The organism is Nostoc sp. TCL240-02 (assembly GCF_013343235.1).
Lineage (GTDB): Bacteria > Cyanobacteriota > Cyanobacteriia > Cyanobacteriales > Nostocaceae > Nostoc.
The window spans coordinates 4,193,401-4,215,836 of sequence record NZ_CP040094.1 but is presented as its reverse complement, the minus strand read 5'-3'; the positions used below and the strand labels follow the sequence as shown (position 1 = coordinate 4,215,836).

Annotated in this window: 20 protein-coding genes; 3 read left to right on the top strand and 17 right to left on the bottom strand. The window is 42.8% G+C overall.

Annotation, left to right across the window (positions count from 1 at the left end):
- Positions 1-51 precede the first annotated feature (51 nt).
- From ruvX to FBB35_RS17915, 7 genes are all read right to left on the bottom strand, one after another.
- Positions 52-528: a Holliday junction resolvase RuvX gene (ruvX, locus tag FBB35_RS17945; RefSeq protein WP_174710787.1), complete on the bottom strand. Its 477-nt coding sequence runs from the start codon at positions 526-528 to the stop codon at positions 52-54.
- On the bottom strand, positions 528-1,766 hold the full coding sequence (locus tag FBB35_RS17940) for a GNAT family N-acetyltransferase (protein WP_174710786.1): 1,239 nt from the start codon (positions 1,764-1,766) through the stop codon (positions 528-530). Before FBB35_RS17940 ends, ruvX begins: the two co-directional genes overlap by 1 nt.
- 221 nt (positions 1,767-1,987) lie before the next feature.
- Positions 1,988-2,194 carry a hypothetical protein gene (locus tag FBB35_RS17935; protein WP_174710785.1) on the bottom strand — a complete coding sequence of 69 codons (207 nt, stop codon included), beginning with the start codon at positions 2,192-2,194 and terminating at the stop codon, positions 1,988-1,990.
- 144 nt (positions 2,195-2,338) lie between these two features.
- Positions 2,339-2,830 (bottom strand): hypothetical protein, encoded by a 492-nt coding sequence (locus tag FBB35_RS17930; protein WP_174713688.1) that lies wholly within the window; start codon positions 2,828-2,830, stop codon positions 2,339-2,341.
- A 129-nt stretch (positions 2,831-2,959) separates the two neighbouring features.
- Positions 2,960-5,113: a pentapeptide repeat-containing protein gene (locus tag FBB35_RS17925; RefSeq protein ID WP_174710784.1), complete on the bottom strand. Its 2,154-nt coding sequence runs from the start codon at positions 5,111-5,113 to the stop codon at positions 2,960-2,962.
- A 182-nt stretch (positions 5,114-5,295) separates the two neighbouring features.
- Positions 5,296-5,640 carry a hypothetical protein gene (locus tag FBB35_RS17920; protein ID WP_174710783.1) on the bottom strand — a complete coding sequence of 115 codons (345 nt, stop codon included), beginning with the start codon at positions 5,638-5,640 and terminating at the stop codon, positions 5,296-5,298.
- A gap of 325 nt (positions 5,641-5,965) precedes the next feature.
- A protein-coding gene (locus tag FBB35_RS17915; protein WP_174710782.1) for an IS5 family transposase occupies positions 5,966-6,779 on the bottom strand; the annotation gives its coding sequence in 2 pieces (ribosomal slippage) (positions 5,966-6,413 and positions 6,412-6,779; 816 coding nt in all).
- Positions 6,780-7,035: 256 nt separating this feature from the next.
- Between FBB35_RS17915 and FBB35_RS17910 the strand changes: the two genes are divergently transcribed.
- Positions 7,036-7,467 carry a hypothetical protein gene (locus FBB35_RS17910; protein ID WP_174710781.1) on the top strand — a complete coding sequence of 144 codons (432 nt, stop codon included), beginning with the start codon at positions 7,036-7,038 and terminating at the stop codon, positions 7,465-7,467.
- Positions 7,468-7,509: 42 nt separating this feature from the next.
- On the opposite strand, the gene FBB35_RS17905 is transcribed toward FBB35_RS17910, so the two are convergent.
- The 6 genes from FBB35_RS17905 to petB form a co-directional block, all read right to left on the bottom strand.
- On the bottom strand, positions 7,510-7,881 hold the full coding sequence (locus FBB35_RS17905) for a hypothetical protein (RefSeq protein ID WP_012407126.1): 372 nt from the start codon (positions 7,879-7,881) through the stop codon (positions 7,510-7,512).
- A 44-nt stretch (positions 7,882-7,925) separates the two neighbouring features.
- Positions 7,926-9,113: a glycosyltransferase family 4 protein gene (locus FBB35_RS17900; RefSeq protein ID WP_174710780.1), complete on the bottom strand. Its 1,188-nt coding sequence runs from the start codon at positions 9,111-9,113 to the stop codon at positions 7,926-7,928.
- A gap of 10 nt (positions 9,114-9,123) precedes the next feature.
- Positions 9,124-10,113 (bottom strand): GDP-mannose 4,6-dehydratase, encoded by a 990-nt coding sequence (locus tag FBB35_RS17895; protein WP_174710779.1) that lies wholly within the window; start codon positions 10,111-10,113, stop codon positions 9,124-9,126.
- A gap of 342 nt (positions 10,114-10,455) precedes the next feature.
- A complete protein-coding gene (locus FBB35_RS17890; protein ID WP_174713687.1) occupies positions 10,456-10,896 on the bottom strand; it encodes an anti-sigma regulatory factor in 441 nt (146 codons plus the stop codon).
- A 359-nt stretch (positions 10,897-11,255) separates the two neighbouring features.
- Positions 11,256-11,738 (bottom strand): cytochrome b6-f complex subunit IV, encoded by a 483-nt coding sequence (gene petD, locus FBB35_RS17885; RefSeq protein WP_174710778.1) that lies wholly within the window; start codon positions 11,736-11,738, stop codon positions 11,256-11,258.
- Between the two features lie 257 nt (positions 11,739-11,995).
- A complete protein-coding gene (gene petB / locus FBB35_RS17880; RefSeq protein ID WP_012407121.1) occupies positions 11,996-12,643 on the bottom strand; it encodes a cytochrome b6 in 648 nt (215 codons plus the stop codon).
- A gap of 506 nt (positions 12,644-13,149) precedes the next feature.
- Here petB and ctpA point away from each other — a divergent pair.
- The gene (ctpA, locus tag FBB35_RS17875) at positions 13,150-14,394 is read left to right on the top strand and encodes a carboxyl-terminal processing protease CtpA (protein WP_174710777.1); all 1,245 of its coding nucleotides are present in this window, start codon (positions 13,150-13,152) and stop codon (positions 14,392-14,394) included.
- 470 nt (positions 14,395-14,864) lie between these two features.
- Here ctpA and FBB35_RS17870 read toward each other — a convergent pair whose 3' ends face one another.
- A complete protein-coding gene (locus FBB35_RS17870; RefSeq protein WP_163931708.1) occupies positions 14,865-15,359 on the bottom strand; it encodes a GNAT family N-acetyltransferase in 495 nt (164 codons plus the stop codon).
- Positions 15,360-15,651: 292 nt separating this feature from the next.
- Positions 15,652-16,824: an RpoD/SigA family RNA polymerase sigma factor gene (locus FBB35_RS17865; protein WP_174710776.1), complete on the bottom strand. Its 1,173-nt coding sequence runs from the start codon at positions 16,822-16,824 to the stop codon at positions 15,652-15,654.
- Positions 16,825-17,627: 803 nt separating this feature from the next.
- Between FBB35_RS17865 and priA the strand changes: the two genes are divergently transcribed.
- Entirely contained in the window at positions 17,628-20,237 is a 2,610-nt protein-coding gene (gene priA, locus FBB35_RS17860) for a primosomal protein N' (protein WP_174710775.1), read from the top strand.
- A 165-nt stretch (positions 20,238-20,402) separates the two neighbouring features.
- Here priA and FBB35_RS17855 read toward each other — a convergent pair whose 3' ends face one another.
- Positions 20,403-21,080, bottom strand: a complete 678-nt coding sequence (locus tag FBB35_RS17855) for a response regulator transcription factor (protein ID WP_174710774.1) — start codon at positions 21,078-21,080, stop codon at positions 20,403-20,405.
- Between the two features lie 84 nt (positions 21,081-21,164).
- On the bottom strand, positions 21,165-22,241 hold the full coding sequence (locus tag FBB35_RS17850; RefSeq protein ID WP_254625600.1) for a sensor histidine kinase KdpD: 1,077 nt from the start codon (positions 22,239-22,241) through the stop codon (positions 21,165-21,167).
- Positions 22,242-22,436 lie beyond the last annotated feature (195 nt).

Here is a 22,436-nt window from a genome sequence, read left to right as displayed (position 1 = left end):
GTAGATACAACTGCTAGCTAATCGTTTTTCAGAATATCATGTTAAAAGGTATCAATATTCAATAGCCGCAACTGAACTGCGAGAATTAGCACGCTTAACATCCAGCCATTGCTGCAAGATCAAAGCGGCTGCCTTGCGGTCAATCAAACCTTTATGGCGTGATGGGGAGCGGTTTTCAGCAATCAGCAGTTGCTCTGCTTGAAATGAAGTTAATCGCTCATCCACATATTCTACAGGCAGTTTCAAGGCTTTAGTAAGTCTTGTAGTAAATTTTTGAACTTGACGCGCTTGAAATCCTATAGAGCCATCCATTGAATAAGGTAAGCCCATAACTAGGATTTGCACCTCGCGTTCATTAACTATTTGCCGGATTTGCTCGACATCCTGCTCAAAAGATGTGCGCTCAATTGTGGTGATCCCAGTGGCAATTAAACCCGTGCGATCGCACCCAGCCACACCAATCCGCTTGCGACCAAAATCTAGTCCCAAGGCTGAAATAAAGGGTTTTGGCTGCTCCTGGGATATCACTAATTCTCCTGTTCTGCATCTGCTGATTCAGGGATCGGCGATGCTTCGATGCTTGGGTTTTTTACCGAAAAGTTAATTGGTTCTGACTTAATTGGCAGTGGTTTATCTGACGATGGCAGCTTTCCTGGTTGTATCCATGACATTCCACCTGGTATAGGTTTACGTGCTGGTTGTAAACCTTGCAGCATATCAGTCCACTGAATTCCTTCTAAGGAGACGAATTTGGACTCCCGTAGCTTATGCCATACAGAGCGAGACATAACTAATGTATGTTTTATGCGTTTTGCGCCAATTCTTTCCAAATACTCTTCTCGCTCTGCCTGATAGTCAGAGGAGGCTAGTTGTAACCCTTGCTGAGGAAAATCTTGGGCAATCCGAGCCAGTTGAGATAACAATTCTGGATACAGCCAGGTGTAAGCAGGATGAACTGTCAGGGTTGCAGAGTGAGGAACTTCTCCCTTCCGGTCAAGTTGCACTTGAAAATAGCCGATCGCAGCTTTACGTTGGGGTTCAAATACATAACCACTGACTACTTCTGTTTTCGTCAGCCATTGCTTCACTGCATCAGTCAGAGCGCCGAATAAACTGGTTTTGAAGTCGCGGGTATTGCGGTCAAAAACCTGACGTACCAAAGGTGGCATAGATGCCGTATCTAGTTGATATAGCAACTGAGCATCAGCATTACTCACTGGCAAAAGATTGGGTAAATCTGGCTCTGCTTGCGCCAATTCAGCCAGTAATTCTGGCCCAATTTCCCAATACGTCATTTCTGCCAGACGCTGGAATCCATTTTGCCGATATAGTGCCAGTGCTTCAATATCGTTGATGTTAACTTCTAGTAGCCAAGTCCGAGCTTCCAAAATCGATTCAAAGCAATGGCGCAAAAGTTGCGAACCAATTCCTTGTTTATCGACACCACGCTCTAACAGCACTTGATCGATGCGCCAAGTACTGCGTGTCCGGTTAAAGGGTGACACTTGAATCATTCCTAGAAGTATCCGCCCTTGCTCTGCGACATAAGCACAGAGGCGATACTGGAGTGGGTTAGGAAACCAACTCAAAAACTTAAGTAATCCATACCAGCGACGCAGCATGAGCATCTGGCTGATGGCAAAACCTGCTCCCTGGGGAGTAAGGGCTGCGAATGACTCTTGAGTTATGCGCTCAATTCCGTCCAGATCCCGGTATTGGACTGGTCGGATAACAACGCTGAGGTTTCTGGGAAGTAATGAAGTCATTTTTATTCGAGCCGCTATTTAGCCTTAACTAACTGCTCTTCAAAGGAACTGCTGCAATAATATTAACTGCTTTCTGCCCTTTACTAGTGCGTCAAAAGTGTGATTTGAGTAATTTAATACTTAAAAAAGCAGAAAAGCAGACCTTGTAAGAACACCATTGGCGTTAACGTAACAACATCTGCCTTTATTTTATTTGAATTTTGATTAAAACTTGTATATATTTACAGCCCTTGTCGAGAAACTAGCTTTTCAAAGTGGGCTTGGGTTTGATGGAGTAATTGCTGGCGACTATCTACCATTGTTTGTTTCAGGGATGGAACAAGATTGCGAGCTTGCAGAGTCATGTGAAGTTGCAGGTTGGCGACATATTCACTGAAATCTTGATTCACTTCATCTGCGCCCGCATCTCTTAATAAATTTGATTCCATTGCCACTGTGTTCTCCTGTGTTAATCCTGTGCTATTTCTCTTCATGACAAAAAATTATCATGTTGTTCGGACTAACTTCTTAATTTGCAATGAAGTTTAACGCTTCTTAGGGATAGCGATCGCAGTAGGGTTTTTATTTGCCCATTAAAATCTCAAACCAACACCACCTTGTACAGAGATAGCTGTACCACCACTATCACGGTAGGCATCAAAAGCAATGATGGCGTTGCCAAAAAGGACAGTATTGCTATTTGGGATCATATAATCAATGCCTGGTTGTAAAGCAAAGCTGATTTTGTCGCCCACAGGAGAAGATCCACCACCACCAGCCAAAACTAATCCAGCACCAAGGTAAGCATCAGCTTGCCAGTTAAGGGGAAAATCGTAAGAAACCGTTGGCACAACTGCCGTATTATTACCAATTAATACTTGGGCACGGAGTGAAAGCGGTGCTTCCAAAAGCTTGTAGCGCCCAGCTATTACTCCCCCGAATTGAATACCATCAGTAAAACCAACAGTGGGGCCTATACCTACATAACTGCCATAAGCGACTTGAGCTTGTGCTGGTTTAGTAGTCACCAGACTCAAAATCAAGCCAGCCCCTAAAACTGAAACAAAATATGGAATATACTTCATAATCGACTCCTCACACCAATTAGTCATTAGTCATTAGTCATTGGGTATAGGGCATTGGTTATTCGCCTTGTCTCCCTCTGCCTCCCCTGCTCCCCTGCCCCCCTGCCTCCCCTGCTCCCTCCCTCTATTCTACGGGCAACGAGGATGAATGCCCCCTTGAGTACAAATGTATGCTAATTGCTTGGAATCTAAATTTTTGGCTTGAGAAAAATCAACCCCTTGGACTACGGCAGATACTGAGCCTAAATCTGGGGTTTTGACAAATTGATCTGCTGGATCTTCTTTGCTAGGGGCGAGAATTGCTCCCTTAAAGTCTGCTCCTGCTACATTTGCCCCCCGTAAATCTGCAAGACTCAGGTCAGCATTTTGTAAGTTAACGTTTTCCATCTGAGCAGAACGCAAAACAGCACCAGCAAGACGAGTGGCGCTGAGATTAGCATTGCTGAGATTAGCACGATCCAAATAGGCTCCTGATAAATCTGCTCCTTGCCAATCAGTGTTAGTTAAGTTGGCAAAGGATAATTGTGTTCCTATAGCAGTGACACGACCTAAACGGGCAGCGTAAAGATTGGCTTCGTTCAATTTAGCGTCACCTAAATCAGCCCCAGTTAAGCTGGCTCTCTCCAAAACTGCGTTTCGCAGATCGGCTCCTACTAATTGGGTGCTGTTGAGTTTTGCGTCATATAAACGCGCGTTGGATAAGTTGGCTCTGTTGAGAGTGGCGCGGCTCAAATCGATCCGGTTCATCAAGACACGACTGAGGTTAGCATCAGTAAGATTAGCTTGCTGCAACTGAGCTTGGCTTAAATCAGCTATTACATCATCATAGGTATCCCAACGTCCATCTTCACCCACACCTCGAAAGCGGCTACTCTTAAAGCTAGCTTGGTTGAGATTTGCAGATTTAAACTTAACTCCTGATAAATCAAGGTTGTCTAGTACTAAGTTGAAGAATGAACTACCTGGAGTACCGCTTTGACCTAATTGGGTACTACTTAGGTCAACGCCTTCCATTTTTCCGCTATATACAGAGAGAATTTTGTTGATTGTTCTCTGGTTTCTTTGTAGCCGCCCTTGTCGCAATTCCCGCTCTTTTGTTGCAGCACTGCCCACAGACTCCAGTTCGCTAACCAAAAACTGATTCTTATTTTTTAATTCGGGGATAGCTTGGGGCCCGACAGTTGTCAAAGATTGTTGAATGGTATCCAGGAGGCTGGGGTTGGTTTCGCTAACCAATAAATCCGCCAGAAATTTTATGGATTGTGGATCGTTAAGACCACCCATAGCCAGAATTGCACTTTGGCGTTGCTCATTAGTCGCCCCAGAGTTCGGAGTTAATTGTTTGACAAGTTCGAGGAACTGTTGGCTATTAATTTGCTTAGTTGCTCGCTGTGATTGTTGAATTTGGATATAAACTTGAGTGCCGATTAAAGTTGCCAACACAGCCGTCATACTCGTTAGTCCTACCCCAAACAAAGTCAGGTTAGGATTTTGCTGTATCCGCCGCCACAGGTTGGGTGAATGGTTGGTTTCGGCTGCCGTTAATTCTTCTTCTTGCCCTTCTGCTTCATTATTACCGCCAGCAGATTGAGCTTGTCTGTTGTTAGCTAAGAGTGAGGATGGTAAAGGACGAGTCGTATCTATTGTATAAGTGCCTGCAAGTTGATCGTGCAGGGCGCGACGACCCCGGTGCGACGGTAAGCCGATCCCTTCACCCACAATCATTAATAAAGACAAAAATGTGAATAATCCTAAGTTAGGAAAAGCAAAGCTGTAGCGCCACAGCAGATAGGCGATGGAAATAGGTACAGTCCAACGTCCAACTCCTTCTCTAATGACAACAGCCCCCAATCCGGGAGGCTTCCCTTGGTTGTTGACAACCCGCACTTTGAACCAACGTTTCGGGATTGTTCTACCAGTTTTAGCCAGTAAATACAATTGCCACCATGAGAGAGTTACAGGCGCTAACAGGGCGATTGTCCATAAAATATTAGTTGGCCATGCGACGTTACGGATACCATAGCTCACAGGCAGAGCTAGGGGTCTAGCGATCGCCCTTTCTGTAACTACCAGCACGGGGTTAAGAGGTACTCGGTTAAGATCGCTTCTAGAATTCGCATAAACACCAATGCCAAAGGGAATCAACCCACTGGCAACCACTAATGTGATTTCAGCCGCCCAAGCAGCAAACCGCCTACTTGCTAGCAACATTGAACTGGCTCTTTCCGGTTCTTTTGACTGACCAGATTGATTACTACTTCTCCTCACAATTGGTGATGTCATCAGATAATTCCCTTTGATATTATTTTTACGCCGCGATCGGCACAATTAAAATAGACTCAGCTAATCAGCAATAAGAAAAGCATATTGAAATAGAATTTAGGAGTTTATGAGTCAAGAACCTTTTGTATTATGGCTTCTAACTTTCATAACTCCGGGCAGATTGCCAAGTAATTGCATATCAACTATTGCTTACGTTGAAAGCTACTAGACACAAAAAATTTGTATCCAACATACACTAACGCTGCCAAAAGTGCCAGAGTTATTACAGATGCAACTAATTTAAATACTGCTTGCAGCATCGCCAAGCCTACTAGCACCGTCACACCTGAAACTACCAGCTTTTTTGTCCCAGATAAGCCGTTGAACCAAATCTTAAATCGCTCCAGTTGCAAGCTCAAGTTGGCAAAAACAGGCTGAGGCATCTGTTTTTGTCCTTGTGGTTGAGTAACCGCCCCAGGTGCGGAATTAATCTCTGCCTCTAACTTATCGAGGCGACGCTGTAAGTCTTCTTCTGGTTGAGGATTCATAAATCTTTATCTACCTCAGTTAGCATATTTATTCGACAACAGACCAATTAAATTCTATTTTTGGTGGTTGTCTTAGTGATTTTAGCTAATGTCTGTGTGTGCAATACCTTTCTGACAGGTAAAAATTATGTTTTTTTGTTATTGTCTGGTAATTTATTTAATTTCCCCAGTAATTTTACATCTCAAAATGTAAAAAATAAGACTTTTTAGGCAAATACCTATTCTACTGGTGGTTAAATATTTTAGTAGAGAAGCGATCGCCAGCCATCATGATATATGAGTTAATTTGCAGGATAAATGTAAGAGCTGATTCGTAAACAAAAGATTAAGCTGCCATTCGTTTTACCATCAGACGAATCAATGAGCCGTAAATCATGGCTTCACTGATCTCTGTGTACAACTCATAATCCTTGCTCAAACGCCGAAATCGATTGAGCCAGCCGAATGTCCTTTCCACAATCCACCGCTTGGGTAATCGTTCAAATGTTTTCGATATTCTCTCAATCACCTCAACACGAACCTGTTCTCCGCAAACTTGCTTGACAGCTTGAGCAAAGTTTTCACCAGAATAGCCTTGATCTACCCAAACAACTTCCAATTTAGACAATTCCTGAGCCGATTCATGGAGTACAACCACAGCCCCCAAACGTTCCGACGCATTAGCTTCAGTCACTAAAACGCCAATCAACAAACCTTGAGAATCCACAACTATATGTCGCTTACGGCCTTTAACTTTCTTACCACCATCGAAACCGTAGACTTCCCCTTTTTTCCGTTGTCTTCACTGACTGAGAATCGGCGATCGCAACGCTAGAGTGTTCGTCTCTGCCCAAATCTTGTCGCAGTTGATGGCGCACTTGGTCGTGAATTTTCTGCCATATTCCTTTGCGCTGCCATTTCTGAAAGTAGCCGTATACTGTTGTGTAAGGTGGAAGATCATGGGGTAGCATTTCCCACTGACACCCGGTACGTTGCACATAGAAAATAGCATTCAAAATTTCTCGTAAATCTACTTCTACAGGATGCCCAAACCCTTTAGGTTTTGGTAGAAAGGGCTTGATAATTAACCATTCGGCATCGCTTAAATCACTTGGGTAGGGTTTACGCTGTGGATTTTCAATCGCAGGTAGACGGCTCATCGACTACAACATAAATTACACTCGACTTAGCCTATAACCTGAACAAAACCGGATTCAGTTTTCTTTAGATTTTCTTTACGAATCAGCTCTAAAGCCTTTACTTGGCGACAGCTCTACATCCCATCTTCACAAACAATTTTTAATTTAATGGTATTAGGTTATACGGCAGCTTTTGGAACCAAGATAAATTGATATCGTCTATTAAATTAGACTGTATAACAATAATTGCTCTAAAAAATCTGGAGCATTAATTAAAATGAAAACGCTTCGGCTACTTGCAATTCTTCCCATATCTTTGGTGATGAGCATGGTTTTTACTGAGGCTAATTTGGCACAGACACCAAATGTCCAAATAAATCGGACTTTCCAGCCAGATCCACTGGTTTTGAACGGAAAGTCTGGGGGAACTGTCAAAAGCAATTGTGGCAATATTACTACTGAACCTAGTCAAGTTATTCAGGTTACAGAGTCACTACCTTATTTACGATTAACAGTAGAAAGTCAAGGGAAGCCAACGCTGTTGATCGACGGGCCAGGGGGACGTTTTTGTGTAATGGCAGATAGCTACTCTGGAGGCAAGCCAGAACAATCTGGTTACTGGCAGGCAGGAAGATACTCGGTATATGTGGGCGAACTATCTCAGCAGCAGCATAACTACAGTCTCTCAATCTCGCAACACAATAAATAGTCATTAGTCATTTGTGTTTTACTAATGACTAATGACCCTTGACTAATCTTCCAGTGATTTGGCTGGAACTTCGACAGCAGTGACATCAATTGTGCCTTCTGGTGTGAAGCGCTGAAAATGACTATCTTGTACTAAAAGCGACTCCCCACAATTAGGACACTGTAATTGACTGTTATTTAAACCCGTAAATTCATATCTACAGACGGGACACTGGTCAGCAACCAAGTTGCGTTGCAGCCACCAACGAAAGCCAAAAAAAGCCACAATGGGTGCTAAAAACAGCAACCCGACAATAATTAGCAACGAATTAACCAACCAACCCAAGCCCAGTGATGCTAGCAACCAAACAACTGCCAGCAGGGTGAGCCAAGGTCGGAGATTTAAAAGATTCAATTGAAATGACTTAAAGCTCATTTTTTAAACGTCGTCCTGCTCTCCTTCTAGGATAGCGATTTTAGTCATTTGTTATTGGGACTCAAAACTGAGGATAGAAGCATTTTTTGCAAGTGCTGTTGGAAGGCATCTATGCCAAACAGAGCGATGGCTTGTTCTCGCAGCCACTGTCTATCACATCGTTGGTCATCCCCTTGAAGCATTTCTATACAAGCTGCTGCTACAGCATCAGGATTGCGGTGTGGTACTCGCCACCCTAGTTTACCATCTTGTAAAGGGTCAGCCGAGCCATCATCATCACCAGATAACACCGGTACTCCACAAGCCATTGCTTCTAGATAAACAATGCCAAAGCCTTCTTGCGAAGGCATGATGTAGGCATCAGCAAGGCGGTAATGTTCCATTAATTCTTCTGTAGCAACAAAACCCGCAAAGACGACGCGATCGCTCACACCTAGATATGCAGCTAGCTGCGCTAATCGTGGTTGGTCATCACCTCGACCAATTACTAAATATTTCACTTCTGGGAAAACCTGAGCAATTTGTGGTAATGCCCGAATTGTGACATCTACACCCTTGTAAATATCCCCTGACCATAACCGTGCTACTGTCATTAACACCTTAGAACCAGTTAAGCCATATTTCTGAACAAATTCTGGCTGCTTGGAACCAGGAGTAAATTTATCCCCATCAATTGCACAAGGCATCATCTCTACCATTTTGGGGTTTAGATCATTGGCAAGACAAGCGCGATCGCGGCTGTAACGGCTAATTGTCCAAATTTTATCTGCTGAGGTCAAGGCGCGACGTTCTTGATTTTTTAGAGGTTCCCAGACTTCTTTGCCGTAAGTTAGCACGGTGTAAGGAATCCCCAAGGGCTGGCAAAGAGTTTGGATTAATACTGCTAAGTTAATATGACCGCAGAAAACTTGCTGTGGACGGTTTTGCAACAGACACTTGAGTAAAGCTGCTGCCATTTGCAATCTCCCCAAATGAGGAGACTGACTTTTAAAGTAATGAAATTTTAGGTTCTCAGCTTCAAATGGATTTAAACTATCAGGGCTATCTCGTAGCAAAAAAACTTCCGCCTTGTAAGCTTGGCTCAATTCCAGATAGGCGCGGAAAATATCTTTTATATATGATTGAATACCACCTTCGTGGGCAAAAATTTCTAAAAACACGAAGACATGGTTAGTTTTTTGGTTAAATTTATCACCTACCTTTAGGTTTTGTGTCACTTTAGTAATATGCATATTAGGTTATTTATACTTGGGTTAAGGGCGCGATCGCACCGCTTTGTAACCGCTCTAAATCTGTATTTACCATTTTTTCTAAAAGTTCCTCAAAGCTCACTTGCGGTTCCCAGCCAAGATTTATTTTAGCTTTACTGGGGTCAGCTACTAGTTGAAAATGCTCATCTTGTCTCAATAAACTGGTATTTAAAACTATATAGCGCGTCCAATCCAATCCGACAGACTCAAAAGCTGTGGCCACTAAATCTCTAACACTGTGCAATTTACCAGTGCCAATCACATATTCTTCTGGTTCATCGACTTGCAACATGAGCCACATAGCTTCTACGTAATCTCCCGCAAAGCCCCAATCACGTTTGGCATCTAAATTACCTATTTCTAAGGTGTCAGTTAAACCCAATTTAATTGATGCAGCTGCCAAAGAAACTTTTCGGGTTACAAACTGAGGTGCGCGTAGAGGAGACTCATGGTTATATAAAATTCCACTACAGGCAAATAATCCATAGCGCTGTCTGTGATGTACCATCGTCCAGTGGGCGTGCATCTTGGCCGCAGCATAGGGATTTTTGGGACGAAAAGGCGTTTCTTCATCTTGAGGCGAACTAAATACATCGCCAAACATTTCCGAACTGCTGGCTTGATAAAATCTGGTAGACAAACCAACTTGTCGTACTGCTTCCAAAAGTCTGGTAGCTGTACCAGTGATCAAATCTAGGGTTCCTAATGGGTCGTTCCAAGAGTCGGGTACAAAACTGGGAGCCGCCAAATTGTAAATTTCTTGGGGACGTAGTTGCTCAACTGCGGTCAACAGCGCCCCGCTATCCCTCAAGTCAACTGTAAAAATTTCTACCTTATTCGCCAGTGTTCCCAGCTTTGTCAAATTAGGTTGTCGATGGGGAGGTACTAATCCTACAACTCTATAACCACGGTTGAGGAGCAAATGGCTGAGATAATAGCCATCTTGACCAGTTATTCCTGTAATTAGGGCTGTTTTAGTCATAATCTGTCCCCTATTATCTCTATCTCTTTAAGGACTAAATAGCAGTTGTTGGAGAACAAACATTCCGGTTCTCAACACTGCTGACAAATCTTAACAAGGGAGCTAATATAACTCGAATGCTATCTTTACTGTATTCACTAATTCTTTTTATACAAAAATATTTTTGGGATTTTACAAAAAAATTATAATAACTAAGCAATTGTACGCAAAAAATACATTACTCCAATTCAAATCATATTGAAAAAGGAGTATACTTTTATCAATCAAGTAACTACATTTTATAGTAGAGAGTTTTTCTGCTCATACTTCTGTTTTGAAGTCAATAGTTTAACTTCACCTTTGTTATTGTGCTTCTACAGAGTATTTGACGATGAGAAGGCAATTTCTGCCATCTGCACCACGTTCGTATACAACACGATCTGCCAACCGCCGGAGGAGGAACCATCCATACCCGCCTACTTGTAGAGTACCTGGCGCTGGCTCTGTGATCGCATCAGGATTGAAAGGTTTTCCATAATCCCAAATTCTAATCTCTAGTCGATCGATCCACAGATCAACGTTAATTTCAATGGTTGTTTCTGGGGGTAAAGCATGATGAGCGTGACGAACAGCGTTGGTAAAACCTTCTGCTAATGCTAAATTGAGGCGATCGAGTTGGGTTTTTGACCAGCCAAGTTGAGACAAATGTTGCAGACAAAATTGCTCGAACCATTCTTGCACCTGGTTTAGGAGGCTGAGTTCGCTCTTAACCTTCAGATGGTCTTGCTGCACTATAGTAAACATTAACTGTGACTTAAATATAAATAAACCCAAGTTGCTAGTTATTAAATTTTGCATGATTCGCCAAATTGTTCTGATGTAGAAAAATCTAAATTGAGATATTTTATCTACCAAAATACAAAACATGAACGATTTTGGCATTTATAGCGTTGTAACTAGCAACTTACGTTAATTAAGTGAAAAATGTTTATATTTGATGAATTTTGGTGATTTTAGATTTTGGGATAGCTTTTCAATCCAAAACTCCAGATCCCGAATGCAATCTGAACTATTAAAATTGACGCCTGTAGATTTCTTCCAAAAACATATCTGTAATATGCTCTTGAAACTCACAGGCGTCAAAGCACTTTGTGGTGACTAATTTAGAATAGTCCCAAGGTCAAAGATTTATCCAATGGCAAGGCAGCACCAATACCCAGCCACACTGTGACAAGAGTACCAAAGAGGAAGACTGTGGTTGCAACTGGACGGCGGAAGGGGTTTTGGAACTTGTTGACGTTCTCAATAAAAGGAACGAGAATTAGCCCAACTGGTACAGAACCCATTGCTAACACTCCTAAAAGTTTGTTAGGAAGCGATCGCAAAATTTGGAAGACTGGATATAAATACCACTCTGGTAAAATTTCCAATGGTGTGGCAAAAGGATTTGCTGGTTCACCGGTCATTGCGGGATCTAGCACAGCTAGAGCCACAATTGCAGCGAAGGAACCCATGATCACGATTGGAAAGACATAAAGTAAGTCATTAGGCCAAGCGGGTTCACCATAGTAATTGTGACCCATGCCTTTAGCGAGTTTGGCTCTTAACTGAGGATCGCTCAGGTCAGGTTTTTTTTGTGTTGCCATTTTGAAATGTGCTCTCCTGCTTAAGTTAAATTAAAGCATTTGTGAAGGCTATCAGCTACTAGGCAAACCTAGCAGGCAAAAAGCAGCGTTTTGTTTGTCTACGGTTATCCGCCTGGAAGGAATTTACAGCTTTAGGCTTCAGATGAAGTGTTTATTTTTGGAACTTATGTGCAATTAAATTTATTGTGTTTCATAAGTTTAAAACAAACAACTTCATCTGAAAACTGACAAATCTTGCCTTTCGCTAATAATTGAGATTACAAAGGCCCGGAAATGCCTTGCTTGCGGATCATCAAGAAGTGAAACAGCATGAAGACTGCAATCAACCAAGGCAGCACAAAGGTGTGTGCGCTGTAGTAACGAGTTAGTGTTGCTTGACCAACACTTGAACCGCCGCGTAGCAGGTCGGAGATCAGAACGCCAACTACGGGAATTGCTTCTGGTACGCCACTAACGATTTTTACAGCCCAGTAGCCAACTTGATCCCAAGGTAGGGAATAGCCAGTGACTCCAAAGGAAACTGTAATTACAGCGAGGATCACACCGCTGACCCAGGTCAACTCACGGGGCTTTTTGAAACCACCTGTGAGATAAACCCGGAAGACGTGCAAAATCATCATTAACACCATCATGCTGGCAGACCAGCGATGGATGGAGCGAATTAGCCAACCGAAGTTTACTTCATTCATGATGTACTCCACTGAGGAGAACGCTTCAGTGACTGTTGGCCTGTAGTAGAACGTCATGGCAAATCCAGTGGCAAACTGGATGAGAAAGCAAACCAGGGTAATACCACCCAAGCAGTAGAAGATGTTGACGTGGGGAGGGACGTACTTACTAGTAACGTCTTCAGCGAGTGCCTGAATCTCCAGGCGTTCCTCAAACCAGTCGTAAACGTTGGCCATACAATCTCAAGTTCCTAAAAGTCGGTTGCGGTTGATAAATCCCGAAGCTCTAAATCGGCGACTAAAATTCTGATGGTTCCAAGCCTCGGCATCCTGCGGGTTCGCCCAAGGGGTTGCCGCAGGCTAGGGTAACAACAGAATTGTCTATGGACTTCTCATAAGCCGCCTCTTATGACTTCTCTCCCAATTAGCAATTTTGGGATTTTGGTAAAGACGAGTTTATTTCGTTTGCTTGTCAGCTTTCAGCGTGCTAAGAGTCTTCAGAAACTTTACACTCTGTAAAGAAGGAATATATTGCGATCTCTTTACGCCCCTGCACAGAAAATGGTGGACACAAAGTAGATTTTATCCTTTCGTGAGTGGATACAACGCATCAGTTGACTGAACAACTTGATGAGAGAAATGCACCACTTCTATAAAAAAAGTAACATAATCGAGAGATAGATTTCATCAACAACAGGACAACTGAGCATTTCTAGGCAATTTGGGTTGAGGTGGAATTGATAATGGGGTTCATGAACAAACAAGTCTTTCGGGTTGGATTTTCGTTGTTAATGGCGTTTTGGTTGGCGTTTGGTACGCTGACCCAGCCTGCGGTGGCTTTAACGGGGGAACAAAAGCTGGTTTCCGAAGTATGGCGAATTGTTAATCGCACTTATCTAGATGAGACTTTTAATCATCAGAACTGGGCGGCTGTGCGGCAAAAGGTTCTAGAGAAGCCGCTTACAGACGCAAATGCCAGTTATGCGGCAATTGGGAAGATGCTCAAGAGCCTTGATGACCCTTTTACCCGCTTTTTAGACCCGGAACAGTACCGCAGCTTAAAGGTCAATACCTCTGGGGAACTGACTGGGGTAGGATTGCAAATTGTCCTGAATCCTGAGACTGGGAAGTTGGAAGTAGTGGCTCCTATAGCAGGTTCACCAGCAGATAAAGCGGGGATTAGACCACGCGATCGCATTCTTAAAATTGAAGGCGTGCCCACAAAAAATCTTACCCTAGATGAAGCTGCAACTAAAATGCGGGGCCCTAGTGGCAGCCTTGTTACTCTCCTCATCGAACGGGATGGAGAGCCAGAAACGGAAATTAGATTAACGCGCGATCGCATTGCTCTTAACCCTGTGGTTTCAGAATTGCGTGTTTCCACTGAAGGTACATCTATTGGCTACCTACGTCTCACTCAATTCAATGCCAACGCCTCAACGGAATTGGCACACGCTATTTCTAGTCTAGAAAAAAAAGGCGCTGCTGCCTACATTCTAGATTTACGAAATAATCCTGGGGGATTATTGCAATCAGGAATTGAAATTGCCCGTCAGTGGTTAGATACTGGTACTATTGTCTACACTGTGAATAGACAAGGCATTCAGGGTAGTTTCGAAGCCTTTGGGCCAGCCCTGACGAACGATCCTCTGGTAATTTTAGTGAATCAAGGAACTGCCAGTGCTAGCGAAATTCTGGCTGGCGCACTCCAAGATAACGGTCGTGCCCAGTTGGTAGGTGAAACCACTTTTGGTAAGGGTTTAATTCAATCTTTATTTGAATTATCAGATGGTTCGGGGTTGGCAGTCACAATTGCTAAGTATGAAACTCCTCAACACCGGGATATTAACAAACTAGGTATTAAGCCAGATAAAGTGATTTCCCAAGATCCAATTAACCGCGAACAGATTGGTACTGAAGCGGATCTGCAATATCAAGCAGCAGTGGAACTTTTGAAGAAAGACTTGGTTGTGGCAGGAAAAGTGTAAAAGCTGAAGAGTTAAAAGAGGTTTCTTGATTAAGCTTACGGCTTACGCAAACAATAACCACAACCAGGATTTACAGGTAAGGGCAATATCCTGCGCGAGTACCCCTACCTGGTTAAGTTTTGTGTAAGTCCTAAAGCTAATTAGGCAGTACTACATGAATTGTCAAATTTTGTGCCTTTGCCAAGTTCGGACTTGACGCTAATTTGACAACCATGTTTTTCCACAATCATTTTATGAGTGATGTCTAGACGACAAGCCGCTCCGTGTCTACACTAATCCCAACCCTGTATTTTTACTGCTAGCTTTTGTCATCAATAAATATCAGGCTCGCAAATGTTAAGCAATATCTGGTTAATTAATAGCCTTTTTAAAGAGGGTTAGTGAGGATCTAAAAGTGCTTAAATTTTAGAGAAAAACACTTTTCCAACAACCTCTTCTGACTACTGAATTCAGAATAGCTGAATATTTCTTCAATTGACAGCCCCTAACTGCGTAAGTGCGTCTTCTGTGACACGGCAAATTCGCCAATCATCTAATATAGATGCTCCTATACTACGGTAGAATGCTTTAGCTGGTTCATTCCAATCCAACACACTCCACTCTAACCGTCCACAGTCACGTTCTATAGCTATCTGGGCTACTTTAGAAATAAGAGCTTTACCAATACCTTGCCTACGATACTCTGGTAAAACAAATAAGTCTTCCAGATAAATTCCGGGCTTGGTCAAAAATGTTGAATAATTATGAAAAAATAGGGCAAAAGCAACAGCTTGACCAGCAGTTTCTGCTAAAATCGCTTCTATATATCTGTGCGAACCAAATAAATGCTCCTTAAGTGCCAGAGCATCGCCAGTGACTGCATGAGATAATTTTTCATACTCAGCAAGTCCCTGAATTAATTGAAAAAGTACGCTGTAATCAGTTGGTTCAGCAAAACGCAAAATCAAATTGCTACACGAAGTCATTAGTCTATAGTCTATAGTTCATAGTCCATAGTCTATAGGCAACTGTGCAATTTTTTTAATAATGACTAAACAAAAGCCGAAAAAGTCACAGAAAGCCCGTTTTTGGAGAGTTACGGTAGTCGAAGCTCAAGAAATATAAATATATCAGCCCCTAAATTTATTATTGGAGCTAATTAAGTCAACCCATGCGGGTAATTCAAAATTCAAAATTCAAAATTAAATATCTATTTTTGAATTTTGAATGGGAACAAAGTGACAAACGGGGATTGCGTCTCTATCTTCGTGAATGTAACTAAATTAACCAACCTTTTAAGCGTTTAGCTATGTGGGGACGGCGTAATTTCCGCATCGCTTTGCTTTGAATTTGGCGCACTCGCTCACGGGAAAGATTGAACATATTGCCAACTTCTTCTAAGGTACAGGGTTCGCTGGTTGTCAAACCATAACGCAGAGAAATCACATCTTTTTCCCGTGGAGTTAACACGTCACCCAATACTTCCCAAATCTCCTGACGCATCATGTTTTCATTCATTTTTGCTTCTGGAGACAGGTTATCTTCATCTTCTAGCAAATCCATCAATTCTGTGTCTTCTTCTTTACCGACACGGTGGTTGAGAGAAAGTGCTTGACGGCGTAGCTGTTGTAGTTGGCGTAGTTGTTGCACACTAATTTCCAAAGCTTCTGCCATTTCACCTTCGGTAGGATTTCGACAGAGTTTTTGCTTTAGTTCCCGTTGAGCTTTTTTCAGCTTGTTAAGCTTTTCAACAATATGAATAGGTAGCCGGATTGTCCGCGCATCGTTAGCTATAGCTCTGGTAATCGCTTGTCTAATCCACCAATAGGCATAAGTAGAAAACTTATATCCTTTATCTGGATCAAACTTTTCTGTAGCGCGATTTAAACCCATTGCTCCTTCCTGAATTAAATCCAGAAAAGGCACTCCCCGATTTAGATATCGTTTGGCGATAGAAACTACTAACCTCAAGTTGGAGCGAATCATTTTGCGTTTCGCTACTCTACCTTGATACAAGCGACTTTCTAGTTGCTTTTCGGTCATTTCTAGCTCGGAAGCTACTTCTAGTTTGGTAGGTTCCTGTCCTAGTTTTAAGTTTAAAGCAGCTTGTAATTCCCTAATTTCCTCTAGAAATCTAACTCGCCGTGCTAACTCTACTTCTTCATCAGCTTTTAAAAGCGGATAACGCGCCATCTCTTTAAAAAACGCGCCGACAGCATCATCATGCTCGGTTTTATTGTATCCCGAAGGACGGGCCGCCGCCATGTCATCTCCATCGCGTTCATCTGATTCCAGATTTTCTACTACAATTGGAGGCTCTTCATTTGCCACTGCATCTAAACTATCGAGTGATGGTTCTTCAATATCAGCAGCATTCTCCAGTATTTCCATTTTTCCCAATTCAACAATGTTCATAGTTTCCTTTAGGGATTGTTGTTTTGTTTGGTACATAATTTAGTTACAGCTACTCGTTTGAGGCTTGGTAGTTTTCCCTAATGGACGAATGCACCCCTTTATATGTCGGAATAGAAGCTTCTGCTAATTTCTATTCAAGAATAAAAATCTATATCTACCTACAACCTACGGGTTACAGTTAGATACAACCTATAACGTAACTGACCTTAGCACCCAACAAAACTTTCTTCTCAGGTTTCTAACAGATTATATTCTTCATTTTTTTCTTAATTACCAAATATGTCAAACCCCCTCAAACTTTCTCAACCTGAACAAAGATAAAAATCTCAGCTAACCATCCAAATTTCTTAAACTTTCATATATTTTTCTAAATATATATTTTTCTGTTTAGGTATTTGGAAGTCACTGGATAAATTTAAAACCTGGTGATGGGGTTATGCCTTCCCAATTTCAAGTTACCCAAATGATACAAATTACAATAATGGCATCTTAATTTTGGGATGATCTTATTTGTATAAAAGCATCTCATATACAGAAAGGGTTGAATATCTATCGATAGGCGGAAAAAGGCTACTCCCTATTTAGTAGATAGAGCAACTGTTGCAGCAAGTGCCGACATGCTTTTATTTATATAGTGGGTACCAAATATTTATTGCATGTATAGTTGATACGAATTTGTCTAGTAGATTACATAAGAGGAAACTTATCAAGTATTATGAAGGATAACAGTATTGAAAAATACTATTTAAATTTAAGAAAGCAAACAATTAGAGTTTAGTTAGCTAGGTTAATTTTGACCAGCTATGTGAGGAAAACATCTAACTTTAAAGTCAGGAACTATGTATATTAATGGCATCAGTTTATCTCCTTTAGTAGTGGCCCAAGCTAGCGAATCGTACCAATCAGGTACAACTCTTAATAGGTGGGTTGAAGTACTGGTAGACTGTCCAGGAAGTACAGGATTATTTACTTATCGATTGCCAGCCCAGTTAGAAATAAAACCAGGGGATATTTTGAGCGTGCCATTTGGGGCACAACAATTAGGAGCGATCGCAATTCGGTTACTGGCACAACCAAATGTCGATTTAGCACCAGAAAAAATCCGGGAAGTAGAAGATATAGTCAGCGTTGGATTTTTCCCAAGTGCTTATTGGGAATTACTCAATCGAGTTGCTGCATATTACTATACGCCTCTGATTCAAGTAATCCGGGTTGCTCTACCACCAGGGTTGCTGGGGCGATCGCAGCGCCGTATCCGCCTTGTTAGAGGAGGGGGAGCAGGGGGAAGTAGTTATTTACTGGCATCTCCTAATCCTTCAGCTTTTTTGACTCCAACCGCACGGCAAGTTTGGGAACTTTTGCAAGGGCAGCCTGCGGGGGATTATAGTTTCGCCTACCTTCAACAAAAAGTCAAATCTGCCTATCGGGGAATTCGGGAGTTGCTAAGATTCGGTTTAGTAGAAAGCTACTTAGAACCGCCACGACTAACTCGACCAAAGCTACAAAAAGCAGTCACGCTCACAGGTACAATTGATAGCGACTTAACTACCCGTCAGCGAGAGATTTTGGAAGTGCTGCGGCGGCATAATGGGGAGTTGTGGCAAAATAAATTACTGCAAATTTGTAATGCTAGTTCTTCTATCCTTAAAACGCTGACACAAAAGGGTTACATCGTCATCGAAGAACGGGAAGTATTGCGAACCGAACAGGGACCAGTATTAGCAGGCGATGGGGCTAAATCTTTAACTTCTGCCCAAGCTAGCGCCTTAGCAACAATCCAGACACTCGATGGATTTGCTGAAGTTTTATTGCATGGGGTGACAGGTTCAGGAAAAACCGAAGTATATTTGCAAGCGATCGCACCTCTGATCAAGCAAGGCAAATCTGCCCTTGTCTTAGTACCAGAAATTGGACTTACACCCCAGCTAACCGATCGTTTTCGCGCCCGTTTTGGCAATAAAGTCAGCGTTTATCATAGCGCCCTCTCCGACGGTGAACGTTACGACACTTGGCGGCTTATGCTCACAGGAGAACCCCAAGTCGTTATTGGTACGCGCAGCGCCGTTTTCGCGCCTTTGCCCAACTTGGGTTTAATTATTTTAGATGAAGAACACGACAGCAGCTTTAAGCAAGACTCACCCATACCTACTTACCATGCCCGCACTGTCGCCCAATGGCGAGCCGAATTAGAAAATTGCCCTTTATTGTTAGGTTCCGCCACCCCTTCCTTGGAGAGTTGGATCAGGGTGAGGAGGCAGGGGAGCAGGGGAGCAGAGGGAGAATTCGTAACTCCTCACTCCTCACTCAGTACTCAGCACGGGCTAAACCTTAGCTATCCGCTAACAGGACTTAGCACTCATTATTCTCATTATTTAAGTTTGCCTGAACGTGTCAATTTTCGCCCTTTACCGCCTGTGGAAATAGTCGATATGCGGCAAGAGTTGCAGCAGGGAAATCGTTCTATATTTAGTAGATCGCTACAAGAAGCTTTGCAACAGTTGCAAGAGAGAAAACAACAGGGAATTTTATTTATCCATCGCCGGGGACACAGTACTTTTGTCTCATGCCGCAGTTGTGGATATGTATTGGAATGTCCGCATTGTGATGTGTCACTGGCGTACCACCACACCGAAGAAAAAGCACCGGAATTATTGCGCTGTCATTATTGTAATTATGCGCGATCGCATCCCAAATACTGCCCCGATTGTAGTTCCCCTTATCTGAAATTTTTCGGTAGCGGGACTCAGCGAGTAACACAGGAATTAGCGCGACACTTCCCAGATTTGCGCTTGATTCGTTTTGATAGCGATACCACCCGTAACAAAGGCTCACACCGGACTCTACTCACCCGGTTTGCCAATGGCGAAGCAGATTTATTAGTGGGTACGCAAATGCTTACCAAAGGTTTGGATTTACCACAGGTGACACTTGTGGGCGTTGTCGCCGCCGATGGGTTGCTAAATTTATCAGATTATCGCGCCAGTGAACGAGCATTTCAAACCTTGACTCAAGTCGCTGGACGTGCTGGTAGAGGAGACGATCCGGGCAGGGTGATTGTACAAACTTACACCACAGAGCATCAGGTAATTGCAGCAGTGCGATCGCACGATTATCACTCTTTTTCCCAAGCTGAACTAGAACAACGGCTTGCACTCAATTATCCCCCTTATGGGCGGTTAATTTTGTTGCGCTTAAGTAGTCTCGATCCCATTCAAGTGCAAAATACCGCGCAAATCATTGCCACAGCCTTGAGTACAGAAGAAGAATTCGAGATATTGGGCCCAGCACCAGCGAGTATTTTACGCGTAGCTAATCGTTATCGCTGGCAGATATTGATTAAATTTGCCCCAGATGCATTGCCACAATTGCCAGATTGGGAAGAAGTGCGATCGCTTTGTCCTTCAGCTGTTAGTTTGACTATTGATGTAGACCCATTAAATATTATGTGAATTACACAAAAAAATTCCGATCTTCAATAGTGCCAATTCATGAACTATCTGCGATCGCGGTATTTGTCGCACCCAAAATATTGACAGCAAAAGCCAAGGTGTTCAGATCCCCGACTTCTTAAAGAATTCGGGGATCTCGCAACCCAGCAAAATTAATGGGACAGACTAATAGTTAATTAACAATTCTGGTGCTACCAATCCTTTTTGGATCGCTAAGACTGCGGCTTGAGTGCGATCGCGTACTTCTAGTTTCTGCAAAATTGCATGGACATGAACCCGCACTGTACCAGGGGCAATGTAGAGAATTTCAGCAATTTCTTGATTGCTTTTGCCAGTTGCTACGAGTGCCAAAATTTCCTGCTCCCGCTTAGTTAAGGGATTTTCTACGCTTCCCTCAGTTTTTGCGGGTAGCGCAACATTAGAACTACCCTCAAAAGCTGCTCTAATCTCTGTTGTTGCTGTTTGATCCCACCATGAAGCCCCGGCCGCGACCGATCGCACTGCCAATATTAGAGACTCAGCTGGAATACCTTTCAGGCAGTAACCTTGGGCCCCAGCAGCAATTAACCGTGAAATCAGAGGTTTTTCAGAACGAGATGTTAAAACCAGAATTGGTAAATTTGGGTGCTTCTGCTTGATTTGGCGACAAGCTTCAATCCCACCAATGCCCGGTAAACCTATATCTAGCAAAACCAAATCCAGGGGATAGCGATTTGCTAATTCTACAGCTTGTTCCCCATCTTCTGCTTCTGCGACAATCTCCAAAGTAGTTTCTTGCTGCAACCGCATCCGCAGACCAAGCCGAAACAATTCATCGTCTTCAACAAGTAAGATTTTTGTCATTTGTCATTGGTCATTGGTCATTTGTCATTTGTTAGTTATTCTTTCTCCCCCTGCCCTCCACTCTCATCTCCCTGCCCACTGCCCTCATCTCCCCGGTGGTGGACAAGCTGGGAGTCGAAAACCAAACATTGCTCCCCGTGGTGAGCGATTCTCTGCCCAAATTGTACCCCCATGAGCAGCGATAATTTGCCTGGTTAAATAAAGCCCTAGTCCAGATCCTGAGACGTGGCGATCGCTATGTCCTTGATAAAACCTCTCAAATAAGTGGGGTAACTCTTCTTCTGTAAAGCCGGAACCAGTATCAAGTATTTTTACCACTTGATCGCTAGAATAACCTTCAAGTACCACTTCCACTTTACCGCCACGGGGGGTATGGTTAATACCATTACTCAGGAGATTGGTGAAGACTCGCCCCAGTTGCAAAGGATCGCCATTTACCCAGAGAAAGCTCCGAAAATCTGATTCGCCATAGTGCAGAGAAATATAAACTTGACGTGTTCTCGCTAGTTCAGCCAGGGTAGCGATTACCTCCTCCGCCACAGTTGCTAAGTTAACGGGTGATATCTGTAATTTCAGTCCTTCGGCATCATTACGGTATACATCTAAAAGAGTTTGGACTAATTGCAGTGTACTCCGATGACTACGAGCCATCGTTTGGAGGACTTTTGCTTGCATTGGCGTGATTTCACCAAATTGCTCATTTTGAAAATATTTCAGCGTTTCAATTGCTCCTAATAGGGGTGTTTTCAAATCATGCGTTAGGGTGGAAACAAAATCTTCACGCATAATAGCTAGTTGTTCTTGAGAGCGTAATTGTGCTTGGGTATAAGCGATCGCTTCTTCATTGCGGTGGTTGCGATCGCTTAACCAACCCGTTACCATCAACGCCAATACTGCAATCAGCCGATTTGCCAACGTTGAGGCATTAATCATTTCTCCTCCGGGGACAAACAAATTCAATAATGTTAATCCTGTAGCGGCTAGAGTGATCCCCAATACTGCTTTCCGATTCAATCGAGAATCTGCTAACAAAATTGTCCCTGTGTAGAGGTAGCCAAATACGTACTCAGGTGGTGTCAAATATTCTAAGCCTATGACGATCGCAAAGGCGATCATTATTAGCCCATAAGTCTCCCCACGCCCATTTATAGCTTCTTTCATAGCCACTAATCGACTTAATATCGTCATTTCTGATTTACGAAAAAATCTTTATCCTACAATCTTTACAACTATTTAATTCAGCGATTATGATTTATCTGCAATCTATATCTGCAAATATTCACTTGAGCATTAATCCGAAAATTACGATTGTCCAGATGCAAAAAAGGGGACTTGGGACTGAGGATTGGGTACTGG